Raw genomic sequence first — 12,980 nt, forward strand, 5'->3', positions numbered from 1 at the left:
GAATTTATATGCCAGCTATTGTCGGTCCAGTCCAAATATTCAATGTCGCGGATGGAAACCTGTTATTCGGGGATGCAGCCGTCATTTCGCCGAAGTCTTCCAACAAAACTGTCACCGGATCCGGTTCATCTAACACTGGTGCGATCGTCTTTACGGCCAATGGGCTGAATGGAAGCAATGTCCTTGATGTCAATGGGGTCGACCAACCCATTGCAGGGAATAATTAGTCAAAGAAAAAGTCTCCCAAATCCGGGAGACTTTTAAATTTGGCCTATTTTTCTATCATGTTAAATACTTGCTCCACATCTTTATCACCCCGTCCTGATAAATTAACGATCAGGATATCATCTCTTGTTAACTCTTTTGCTAACTTCATGGCGTAAGCTAGAGCATGCGAGCTTTCGAGAGCTGGGATGATCCCCTCTGTTTTGGATAACACCTGAAAAGCCTCAAGAGCTTCTTCCCCTTTTACCGTCACATACTCCGCTCGTCCGCTATCTTTCAAAAAACTATGCTCGGGTCCAACACTTGGGTAATCCAAGCCGGCCGCTATGGAAAATGTCGGTTTTGGCTGCCCATGCTCATCCACTAACGTCAAACTTTTGAATCCGTGCAATATTGCCGGGACACCTTGCGAAATACTAGGGGCTTCAATTGGTTCTACACCAATTAAACGGACATTTTCTTCTTTGATATAATGTGCAAAAGCACCAATCGCATTGCTTCCCCCTCCTGCGCAAGCAATGATGGCAGTTGGGAGCTTTCCTTCCTTTTTAACGATCTGGCGTTTTGATTCTTCACTTATGATTGCTTGAAAATGCTTAACGATCGTTGGATAGGGATGCGGGCCCACTGCTGAACCAAGCAAGTAAAAAGTATTTTCATAGTTTTGCACCAAATCATTTAATGCCTCATCAACGGCATCCTTTAATCGCCCCTGTCCCTTTTCGACCGCTACAACTTTTGCCCCCAACAATTCCATCCGAAAGACATTCAATGCCTGCCTCTCCGTATCCAGCTTACCCATATAGATTACACACTCTAAGCCGAACATCGCACATGCTGTTGCAGTCGCTACACCATGCTGTCCAGCGCCAGTTTCTGCGATGATGCGATTAGCACCCATCCGTTTAGCGAGCAGGATCTGTCCAATCGCATTATTAATTTTGTGAGCACCTGTATGATTCAAATCTTCACGCTTCAAATATATTTTTGCCCCGCCAATCTTTTTCGTTAAATTCTGTGCAAGGGTCAACGGGTTTTCGCGTCCGACATATTCTTTCAGATAATATTGAAACTCCTCAATGAATTCCGGGTCATCCTTATATTTCAGGAACTCCGTTTCTAAAATATCCATAACTTCCTGTAGTTCACCCGGTACAAAGCTCCCACCGAACTCACCAAAGTATCCCCTGCTCTTGATCTCACTCGTCATACTCTTCTCTACTCCTTTAAAAGGTATTTTTCTCCTCTAGTATATAGTAATTTTTTGTATTTTTTCAAACTATTCTGTTTATTTGGTGAAAATCGAGTTTGTCTACAGTTTTTTTTGCTTGTACAATTTGAACGTTGATTTCCAATCCAGGCACTCGCTTTCCGCGGGCGGTCAGTGAGCCTCCTCGGCTTGCGCCTGTGTGGTCTCCCCTAGACGCGCTTTTCCCGCAGGAGTCTCGTACCTTCCGCTCCAATCAACTTTGAGTATTAAAACTTAAGGTGATGAGGATGCTTTCTAAACATGATTTTATTCAGCGAGATCAATTTGAAATGCGCCAGTGCGAATAAGCGGAAATTTGAAAAAAAAATCGTTCGCAAGGAAACACGTGCGTATCAAGGACGACTTCAAGAAGAAATATATCAAACCGTGAAAACCATAATAAAAAACCTTTTCCACCGGATAAACTTAATAAGGAAGAAACCAAAGAAATTAAACAAAGTACAACTGACCGTGAGAGTGGCTACTATGTCAAAGATGAACGAACAAAACAGTTTGCCTATTCATTTGTGGCTACCGACAGCAACGGTTTTGTACTGGGGACAATTGTAACACCTGGAAATACGCATGATAGTCACATCTTAGAGCCACTTGTTGGACAAGTAATTGAAAAAGCTGGAAAACCAAAAGCTTTTGCCGCAGATGCAGCTTATAAAACACCCGCGATTACAAGCTATCTATTTGGTAATAAAATAACACCGGCTTTACCGTATACACGTCCTCGAACAAAAGAAGGATTCTTCTGCAAATATGACTATGTTTACGATGAACATTTTGATTGTTACCTTTGCCCATCGGGCGAGATATTAAAGTACACAACAACGAATAAAGAGGGCTATCGTGAGTACAAATCACCAAAACCCATTTTTATCAAAGTGTACCCAAAGTAAAGACCATCAAAAAGTAGTGACACGTCATATTTGGCAAGATTATATGGAAGAAGCAGATCATCTGCGTCATCATCAAGATGTAAAACCTATCTATGCGAAACGTAATGAAACGATTGAGCGTGTTTTCGCAGATGCAAAAGAAAACCATGGCATGCGTTGGACTACTTTAAGGGGACTTAAAAAATTGTCGATGCAGGCGATGCTCACTTTCGCTGCCATGAATAAAAAGAAGATGGCCAATTGGACATGGCAATGTCCAAAAATCGCCTAACATAGTAGGCTCGTAGAGATCCAATTCCTTAATATTGAGCAAAATTCAAAGGGAATTTCAAAAGGGGGTTCGGAATGTTTTAATTCCGAACCCCTTTTGTCTACAAACTGAGTGTCCCGCATAAATGGGACACTCTGTCTCTCTTATAATTCCAATAAATGCGATCCGTCAAAGAAAAACAAGTAACGGCTGGTTACTTTCTTATTCAATATCCCTTCAACAGCCCTCGTATATAGCTGAAGCTGCATCCGGTATCGATCGGCAAGGATTTCTTTAGCCCCTTCATACCCGCTAGCAAAACGGCCAGTGATTGTATCCGTTTTATAATCGAGTAGCACAAGACCTTGTTCATCCTCAAAGATACAATCAATCACACCTTGGATAAGGATCTCCTCTTCGCCAGTTGCCCAATCGCTGTAAGCCTCTTTTGCAGGCACCGACATCGTAAATGGCACTTCACGGCGAATGCTCCCGGCCCTCTGCATTCTTTGGCCGATTTCACTGTCAAAGAAATCGACAATCGTTTCCGGATCCACAGCTTCTTTCTGTTCCTCCGTCAACAACTCTCGTTGAATCAAGTCTACCATCAGTTCCTGAATCGATTGAATGGTAATCTCTTTAGATAGATCAATATGCTGCATGACTAAATGTGTAATCGTACCCCTTTCAGCAGGTGTCAGTGACTTTTCTTGCATGAAAGTCGGACGCTTCGTGATGGGACGTTTAAATTTACGTAACAACTCCGTGGAGCTTTGCTCGTCCTTCAATTCATATTGACGTTTTAGTTCAGAAACGGATTGTTTGGAACGATACACCGTCGCCTCATGCTCGGGGTACTCCCATTCGAGCTGTTTTTTGATATCATCATAAAATTCGGAAACCATCGCGACCTTCTCTGATTTTTGGACATGATCGAGTATTTGCTCCTGTACCAGTGCCTCTTCCTCATCCAGGACAGCAAGTTCTTCACTCGGAATGACGGAAATGGACCAATTCGATGGATGCGACTCCATTTCCAAGCCAAGGCCTGCAGCACCAAGGGAATCCCGATGCCGGACAAGGGATGGACCAATCCAATCAAGATAGCTTTTTGCACCTGCCCGTACATAGTCCTTTAAAAGCCAATCTCCATGTGCCGCATTACTTTCCCAGTTCTGCTGCGTTTTTTCTGCATCATTGATGCTGGCAATTAAATAAAGCTTTTCTTTAGCTCTAGTAAGTGCCACGTAGAGGACACGCATCTCCTCGGCAATTAATTCAAGCTGCTTTTTTTTCTTAAAAGCCAATTGAGGGAGGGATGGATAAGTTATCCGTAATTCGGAATTCACATACTTAGCCGCAAAGCCATAATCCTTATCCAGTAAATACGGCTTGCGTATATCCATCATATTGAATTGCTTGGAAAGACCGGCAAGAAACACGATCGGGAACTCAAGACCCTTTGACGAGTGAATCGTCATCAGGCGGACTACATCTTCCTGTTCCCCTAAAGCCCGGGCTGCCCCTAGATCATCTCCACGTTCTTGCATCCTTTCTATGAAACGCAAGAAACGGAACAGACCGCGGAATGAACTTGCTTCATATTGCCTTGCCCTGTCATACAAAGCTCTTAAATTGGCCTGGCGCTGTTTACCACCTGGCATCCCTCCTGCAAAATCATAAAACTGCGTTTCGCGATATAGAAGCCAGATCAAATCTGATAATGCTTCCTGCCTGGCAAGCTTCCTCCACTTTACTAGCTTTTTATAAAAAGTTGAGGCTTTTTCATATAGCCCGGGATGTTCTTCCGGGTCACTCTTTCTGTAAAAATCAGCTAATGCTTCGTAGTAGCTCCCTGTATGGAATAAACGCACCTGTGACATTTCTTCTTCATCCAGCCCGACTATAGGTGAACGGAGAACGGAAGCCAATGGGATATCCTGCTGCGGATTATCAATCACCTTCAATAAGGAAATCATGATGGCCACTTCGGTCGCTTCAAAATACCCTGTCGACAAATTGGCATAGACTGGAATCCCCTGCTTTTTAAATTCCTCCATGATTTGCGGTGCCCATGGCATCGAGCGAAGAAGAATGACCATGTCACGATATGTGGCAGATCTGTACTTTTTGGTTTTCGTATCATATATCCGATGCTTTTCGCCTATAGCCTTTTTAATGAGCTTAGCCATTTGCCTTGCTTCAAGCTGCGCTTTTTCAAGTTCCTCAGCCTCAAACCCGCCATCCGATCCTTCCATGTCCGAAAGAGTTCCCGAATCGGCTGTTCCATCAATTAAATGGAGTTCAATTGGGTTTGGATCGTCTTCGGGATATGGGGCACCTTTCTTCAATTGGGCATCTTCATCATAATCAATCTCACCGACTGTAATGCCCATCAACTGTTGAAACAAGAAGTTCGTCCCATCGAGAACTTCCTTTCGGCTCCTGAAATTGCGGTTTAAATCTATTTTAAGTCCGGACTCAACACCATCATGGGTAAAACGTGTGTATTTTCCAAGGAAGAGATTCGGTTCCGCAAGCCTAAAGCGGTAAATGGACTGCTTGACATCGCCTACCATAAACAGATTCCCATTATATTCGCCGTCAGCCGTCACCAGTTTTAAAATGGATTCCTGAACAAGGTTCGTATCCTGATACTCATCTACGAGAACCTCCTTGAACTGATTCCTGTATTCGATAGCTGCCGCTGAAGGTTTTCGTTCGCCATCCACAATCTCCCCTGTCAAAATCCGAAGACAATAATGTTCCAAATCAGCAAAGTCAACTAAGTTCTTTTCTGCTTTTGCAGCAAAGAATCGATCGTCAAACTGTTTAACAAGCATTACAAGTGTATCGACATAACCCTTGAGCTCCCTTATATCGCGCAGATAGCTTTCCGGTTTTCGGGAAAATAACTCTTCCTGTAACGATTTGATGATCTTCTTCGCCTTATCGCGATACTTGGTAGCCTCATCCGATACTTCCTTGATAAAATCTTCACCAGTAAGCCGTTTTGCCGTTCCAAATTTCACGTTTTGGATTTCTTCATAAAGAGAATTCCAGGATTGGTCTTTCACTTCCGAAAGTTTAGCAACCAGGGTCAAATCGGCTAAATAGTTCTCAGCCCTTGGTGCCGGCCCCCCAGGGACTTTTGTCAACGCAAGCGACCGTTCCAATAAATCCCTGGCAGTGTCCAGTTGTAAACCAATATCGAATTTCAATGAATCGATAAACGAAAGGTCATCAATCCCATCATCATCAGCCAACTCATACATGCTTGCTGCACCATTGAGCCATCTGTCCGGATCAGGATTTGATTGCGAAAAATCATACAGCGATCGAACTATATTCTGAAGTGCATCATCATTTCGATCGCTCGTAAAAGCATCAACCAAATTAAAGAACTCATCATTATCATTTTGGCCATACTGTTCCTCGAAAAGTTCTTCCATCACTTCATCACGGAGTAGCTGGATCTCTGTAGAGTCTGCAATCCGGAAGCCTGGGTCGATTTCCGTCAGGTAATAATACTTCCGGATCACCTCTAAACAAAAGGAATGAAGTGTGGAAATTGAAGCGCGATTAATCAAGCTCAACTGCTTCCGCAGATGCTGTGAATGCGGATTTTCATTGATCGCTTTTTCTAATGCCTCGCTTACCCTATGGCGCATCTCGGCAGCCGAAGCATTGGTGAATGTAACGACGAGCAGTTCATCAACATCGATTGGATCTTCTTCTGAAATGACTTTTTGGATGATCCGATTGACCAGCACCGCAGTTTTCCCTGAACCTGCAGCCGCCGCAACCAGAATATCCTGATCTTTAGCCCATATCGCCTTCCACTGATCTTCCGTCCAGGTCACGTCTCCTGGCAGAGCAGGGATTTTCGTTTTACTCATCGCTCTCCCCCTCCCCTCTTAATAGCTCAAGAACATCATTTTGTTTCTTCTGTGCTAAATTCCTAAATTGATTCTCCTCCAGTGACTGGTCGAATTGGCATACCGATTTAAAGGAACAGAAGGTGCACGGCGTTTTTTCCTTTAATTTATATGGCGTTATATCCACATCACCATCGACCATTCGATCACCAGCCTCCTGATAAACGCGGCGCACATGATGATTCAGAAGCGAAAACTCTTCCCTGCTGGCTACTTTGGAAGCCGCCAGGAGCGAACCATCCTTTTTAAATCCAGCTGGAATAATTTCCGACTTACCTGAATTTTCAATATCAAGCGAAGTATCCATCATCTGAATGACATTTGAATGATCCAGTACAAGTCCATTCATTTTAAAACTTTTATAAATTTCTTCTTCAATTTTATCCAAACTGAGCATTCCCTTTGATTTGACAACAGGATTATGCACATGAAAATACAAAACGCCGGCTGGAATAGCTTCCTTTCCAATTAGCGACTTCGAATGGGTGACGACGATATCAAGGTATGTCAACATTTGCAGCGCAAGTCCATAATATACTTCACTCATGTTCAGTTCCTTTTCACTCGACTTATAATCAAGCACACGCAAATAGACACCCTCACCTTCTTCCGCTTTATCCACACGGTCGATCCGCCCGATCAATTCCATCTTCGTACCGTTTTTCAATGTGAAAGAAAGTGGCGGCAGCTCTCCATTTTTTCCGAATCCAAGTTCTAATCCAATTGGAGCAAAACCGCTCACCTTTGCATGTTCACTTAATACGATTGAGGCCCGTCCAATCACGTGTTCCAGTTTCCTGCGTAAATAGTGATGGCGGTTCGTACTTAACAAAATCTGATTTTGAAGTTTAGGAGCAAGTTTCTCCACAGCAATTCTAGCCAACTCCAAACATTGTTCCTTCGTCAAAGCAGACCAAGGAATATCATGTTCCTTTAAGTAATCCGAAATCATTTTCAACGCTCCGTGGAACATCTCACCAATATCTGGTGCATCCAAACGGAAAATTTGCCTTTCCCTCAATTTCAAGCCATGAGCGGCATAATGGGAAAACGGGCAGCTATTGAACATTTCCATCCGGGATACACTCGTAAGAATGCTCTCACCATATAATTGCTTGCTTGTTTCCTCTGATAATTTCTTTGTTCCATTTTGATAAAAAAGGCTCGATAAAACCTTGGTTGCTGAAGGACCGGCCTTTTCATCCTCCAAAATGGAATTATATACATCCCACCAAAGTGAGTGGATTGGATAGTTCCTTTTTTTCAGCTGCAATTGGGTAGCGAGGTACGATAGTGCCACATCATAATTCGCCGCATATTTCACCTGTTCCTCAGCAGTCAGATCGGATGGATCGTTCATATAATACACATCGGAAACGTTAAGCAATACGTCCCTTACCCTTTTCAAATAGGATGAGGGTAAAAGTGCCTTTCCTTCCTCATCGGCAAGCGGATATGATAAATAAAGGGCTTCAGCAGGTGTAGTAAAAGCTTTATACGCAGTAAACTCCTCATCAAGGAGGCGCACCTTTGAATTTGGAGCAACATCAAGTCCACCAGCCAGCAGCAGCTCACGATCACTATCTGAAAATATTCCGTCAGATAAAGCCTTTCCTGGCAAAACCCCTTCATTCAAGCCGATGACAAAAGCTGTCCTCACATCATCCAGGCGGGATAAATCGAGATTAGCTACTAGGACTTGGTCAATTGCCGGCGGTACCAAAGAATATTCAAGTGACTCCAGACCAGCTTCAATGACTACCGCAAACTGTTTCATGGAAAGCTCTTCCCCGCTCAGCAGTTCAACGAATTGGTCTAGTAAGTCGACAACCGCATTCCACGTTTGCTCATGCTCTCTAGCCGATACCAAATCACCCGCTTCTTCTGCCTCCTGTTTCAGTTTTTCCAATTTTTCCGGTACATGCAATTCCTCAAGATATAGATAAAGGGCCTCACACAATTCCCTGCCATTAGCTGCCTTTTTAACACGTTTTGATAGCTTCAAGATGGGCTCGGTAAATAATTGCTTCATCTCATTCAGCTCTTGCTCAAGCTTCATTTCCTTATCCGTCTGGTTTCGGTCCTCTAGTTCCAGTCCGCGGAAACGCCGGTAGGTCCAACGCTCTTTGGACGTCCACCTGCTTCCTTTAATTCCACGGGCCAGCACATAGTTTTCCAGCTTATCAACCTGTTCGCGCATTCTATCGTGATTTTTTTGCAGCGGAAATAGAAGCTCCGTCTTGATTGCACGAAATACCGGCTCATAACGCCAATATCCATTGATGATCTCCAAAGTCGAACGAATCAGTTCAATCAGAGGATGATTCAGCATGGTCCGTTTGGAATCGACGAACAAGGGGATTTGATAATCCCGAAAAACGGTTTGTAAAATATCTGCGTATGCCTCTCCATTTCGGACTAAAATCGCAATATCACGGAAACGGTGCTGTTTCTGTCTGACAAGCGTCAAGATGTCCCGGGCAACTCCTTCAATCTCAGCTCTGCGGTTAACTGCCTGGGCAATCGTTACATCAGGTGACTGCCCAAACGTCCGTGCAGGACGAATGGCAAAGTAAGTTTCCAGATGATTCAGGCCCGGACTCTTTCCAAACCTTTCCGTCCCTTTTAAGATTCGATCTTCTGAAATGGGTATACCGTTCCTCAATCCAGCCTGATAAAGGTTATGATAAAGATTTCCCGTTTGCCTGAACAATTGCAAATCATCCGGAGCATATTGTCTGTAGGGCTGATCTAACGTCAGCGAGACCGTTACACTCCTGCACAGCTTCATCATTTCTTCCACAATCAACAATTCCTGTGGCGTCAAGCTATAAAAACCATCGATATAGATATCCGCATTCCTTATATATGAAGACTCAGACATTTTCTCGATAAGCAAAGTGAAATAGTCTTCGGAATCTAAATATTTGCCAACCATTTCATCCTCAAACGCCTGATAGACCAATTCAAGGTCATGAAGTTTATCCTGAATGCCGCTGCCGGAGGGTGATGTTTCGGTCAAATAGTTTTGAATGTCATCCGGTTTGATGCAATACTGCTTGAACTCAGCCAGCATAAGCTCCATCTGTGCAATGAACCCCTGCTTATCAGCAGATCGACGAAACATCTTTAACTCTTCTTTTTTATCCTCCATGATTTTCCTTATCAACATATTAACGCCAACGCTGTCCAAATGGAGCCGGCTCATTCCCCCAGTTTCCTGAAGAACGCGCCAAGCAAGCCTGCTAAAACTGAAAACCTGTGTACGGATCATTCCGGCAAGGCCTGGTGTTTTAATTAATTTATATTCAGATAGAAACGTCATCTGATCAGGAACGAGGTAGATAATTGGATTGCCTTCGGGATTTTCTGCCAATTTGGTGCGAATTTCGCCCAATATATTCGAAGTTTTCCCTGCACCCGATCTTCCCAGTAAAAAACGGAGTGACATCTCTTTTCCCCCTTATACAACATAATATCTAGATCCATCATACCAGAAATACTTTCGTCTTTTTGACTAGGTTTCTGTTTCCAATTAGATTTACATTCTATTATTTTACCGTTTCCCTTTAAAAAACACCAATCGTACGTTCGCGTTTCCTCCAAAAGAAAAAGCCCTGATAATTTTCGGGCTTCCTCAATCATTCACCTGTAAATTTATAATTGAACTCTTTGATCGGCCAATATCGAACATCGACTTTACCGACAACATTTTCAACTGGTATGTAACCAAAGTGACGGCTGTCCGCACTTTCAAGGCGATTGTCACCCATGACAAAAAGCTTGCCCTCCGGGACTGTTGTCATGCCCGTCAATTCCTTTAATGTAAAATCGCCCGTAAAATCCTGTCCCGGGAAACCTTCCTTGTATTTCTCAAGATAAGGCTCATCCACTTTCTCACCATTTACGTAAAGCCAATCATCTTTATAACGAATGCGGTCACCTGCAATCCCTATAACTCGCTTAACATAATCTTCCTGTGCATTCGCATGAAAAACTATAATGTCAAAACGGTTGATATCTTGAATCTGATAATGGATTTTATTCACGACAAGTTTATTGCCGTCTTCAAGAGTCGGCTGCATCGAATCCCCTTCAACATCATAGCTTGAAAAGAAAAATGTACGGATTAAGATGTAAATAACAAAAGCTATCATGGCTGCTTTTATCCAATCGGACAAAGAATTCTTGTTTGTTTTTTCCATCTGGTTCAACCCCTACTACATTTATATACTAATTTATTGTCCTTCTTCTCTCTTCATGCTTTTATTTAATCGGACTTCCAGTCTTTTTCCCGCAAACCATAAGATAAAGATGACAATCCCGATAATGATCGTACGTACAGGCTTATGTATTAAGGATACCAAATCGTAACCTACGAAGCTGATCGTAAAAATCATCACCGCTTTCCCTCCAACGACTGCAAGTCCATATTGCAAGGGACTTACCTTTGAAAGTCCTGCCACGATATTCACGATGGCCGACGGTGTAAAAGGGAAGCAGAGCAGTATGAACAAAGGACCGAATCCATGGCTTTCCACCCAAACCATCAACCTCTGCACCTGCTTATGTTTTTGCAAAAATCGAAAAAACCTCATTTGACCATATCTTCTAATAACTAAAAAGATCAAAAAAGACCCCGCTACTGCACCAATCCAAGAAAATAAAAATCCCCACCAGAGACCAAAAGCCGTTGCATTTGCAAGCACGAACACCACTAAGGGTAAAAAGGGCAAAAAAGCTTCCAACATCGGCAGTAAGATTCCGGAAATTGGACCGAATGAGCGATATTGCTGAATGAGCGCCGATATATTATCAAGTGTAAACCACTCATGTATAGTATCCAAATCCATAATTATCTCCCTCGACATGCTACTATCAAAGCAGCATAAACTTATTAAAAACCGTTTATTTTAGATATATCACTTTCCCCTGAAATTGCAAGAATTATTATCCATATATCTTCATACTTTCCCTATCTCAGGAAAACATAATCTTGTTAACAAAAATTTCATCATTTATCAAAACTTCTTGCATATAAACTGAAAATACATTAGGATAAACAAACGAGAACAAACGTTCTGATTTTCACAAGATATACATATTAATATTAAAAACGTGCTTTTTTAGAAAGGAGCGGTCATGATGACCCGCATTCCAGAAGATGACCGAAATATGATTGAAAAAGCCATCTACCTCCCTATGGTTATTACAGTCTTAAACCGGGATCTCAAGGTCATCGAAATTAGTCCGTTTAAATTAAAAAGGCCCTATTCGGAACTAGTCGAGCATATATTAAAAGTCGTTCAGGACGATCTTGCCGAGGTACGGCGCTATTTGCGCAAGGAGAATATTAAAGTAAGTGAAATCAAACGTGATGAATCCTTCACGATGTATTGTTTTTTATATAAAGGATATGAAGAACATCATAATTATTTCAATCCCCGCCTTCGGAATAAAACGGAAGACTTGTTATGTTATTACTTTTTCGAAAAAAGTCACCATGCTAGGGATATTTAGCAGCTTATCCCTATGCTGCCATCCTCCATGTATGATTATCTGTTAATTATATAGATGCATTGGGGTGTAGGGAAAGTATGACCATTAAAAAACGCATCTCTTCTTTCCTGCTTCTTATAGATGAGTGATTTCAATTTATCATGACCAAGATCGATAAGGCTCACTACCCTCAACTATTGTCATAAACCGTTTGCACATTTAGCTGCTTACTGATTATGACAAACATTTTCGAGGACACAGTCTTAACGAATAATAGGCCGGGCTCGTATGCTCATATTTAATCGGTATTTTACTCACATCTTATTCTGTACATTTAATAAAACTATTCCCCAACACTATCATTTTAGAGTCAGCAAAACGTTTTTGCAAAAGATTGTTATAAGTCTATATTAGAGACAAATGAAAACGTTATCCTTTACCTTACTTTGGTCACGGCAGATGAATAAAACGGCAAATCAATATAATCTCTATCATTATGTATAAAAAGACCTTTGTGAAACATAGAGGTTATCTATTATATTGTGAAGTGAATAACTCACAAACTTATACTCCTTTGTTTAATCGTAAAATCATTGGATGTTAAAATAACCCTCCCTCAATTTAGAAAACTTAGGAGTAATCTATATTGTGGGCTGGAATTAATTATTTTTATAAAAGTACTAACGGTAATAATATTATTTGAAGAGGGAACATGGTAGGAGGGAAACATCACATTTATTAAAGAAAGCACTGAAAAAATTTAAAAAGAAATCGACGATTTATGGAAGTGTTATTTGAAGATTAATAATAGAGCCCTTCTCTTATGAGAAGGGCTCAGTTTGTAGACAAAAGGGGTTCGGAATTAAAAAATTCCGAACCCCTTTTTGAGATTCCCTTTGAATTTTTGCCTG

The 12,980-nt window shown here is 41.9% G+C and carries 7 protein-coding genes and 1 pseudogene; 3 read left to right on the top strand and 5 right to left on the bottom strand.

The window, feature by feature from the left end; genetic code table 11:
• The first annotated feature begins 8 nt into the window (after positions 1–8).
• Entirely contained in the window at positions 9–227 is a 219-nt protein-coding gene (locus tag N9I19_RS12740; RefSeq protein WP_061462050.1) for a spore germination protein, read from the top strand.
• 44 nt (positions 228–271) lie between these two features.
• Here the strand turns inward: N9I19_RS12740 and trpB are convergent, their stop codons facing one another.
• Complete coding sequence (gene trpB, locus N9I19_RS12745) at positions 272–1,435, bottom strand: tryptophan synthase subunit beta (protein WP_317777981.1); 1,164 nt, start codon at positions 1,433–1,435, stop codon at positions 272–274.
• Positions 1,436–1,768: 333 nt separating this feature from the next.
• On the opposite strand from trpB, the pseudogene N9I19_RS12750 reads away from it, so the two are divergent.
• Positions 1,769–2,653 (top strand): annotated as a pseudogene (locus tag N9I19_RS12750) (transposase); the annotation flags it as partial.
• A 143-nt stretch (positions 2,654–2,796) separates the two neighbouring features.
• On the opposite strand, the gene addA reads toward N9I19_RS12750, so the two are convergent.
• The 4 genes from addA to N9I19_RS12770 form a co-directional block, all read right to left on the bottom strand.
• The gene (addA, locus tag N9I19_RS12755) at positions 2,797–6,531 is read right to left on the bottom strand and encodes a helicase-exonuclease AddAB subunit AddA (RefSeq protein ID WP_317777982.1); all 3,735 of its coding nucleotides are present in this window, start codon (positions 6,529–6,531) and stop codon (positions 2,797–2,799) included.
• Entirely contained in the window at positions 6,524–10,021 is a 3,498-nt protein-coding gene (addB, locus tag N9I19_RS12760; RefSeq protein WP_317777983.1) for a helicase-exonuclease AddAB subunit AddB, read from the bottom strand. Before addB ends, addA begins: the two co-directional genes overlap by 8 nt.
• Before the next feature lie 190 nt (positions 10,022–10,211).
• Complete coding sequence (gene lepB / locus N9I19_RS12765) at positions 10,212–10,775, bottom strand: signal peptidase I (RefSeq protein WP_284471490.1); 564 nt, start codon at positions 10,773–10,775, stop codon at positions 10,212–10,214.
• Positions 10,776–10,808: 33 nt separating this feature from the next.
• A complete protein-coding gene (locus tag N9I19_RS12770) occupies positions 10,809–11,423 on the bottom strand; it encodes a TVP38/TMEM64 family protein (RefSeq protein WP_317777984.1) in 615 nt (204 codons plus the stop codon).
• A gap of 292 nt (positions 11,424–11,715) precedes the next feature.
• Here N9I19_RS12770 and N9I19_RS12775 point away from each other — a divergent pair, with 292 nt between their 5' ends.
• Positions 11,716–12,090 (top strand): YhjD family protein, encoded by a 375-nt coding sequence (locus N9I19_RS12775; RefSeq protein WP_061462043.1) that lies wholly within the window; start codon positions 11,716–11,718, stop codon positions 12,088–12,090.
• The last annotated feature ends 890 nt before the right edge of the window (positions 12,091–12,980 follow it).

Source organism: Peribacillus sp. CSMR9, from assembly GCF_033141925.1.
Classification (GTDB): Bacteria; Bacillota; Bacilli; order Bacillales; family DSM-1321; genus Peribacillus; species Peribacillus simplex_A.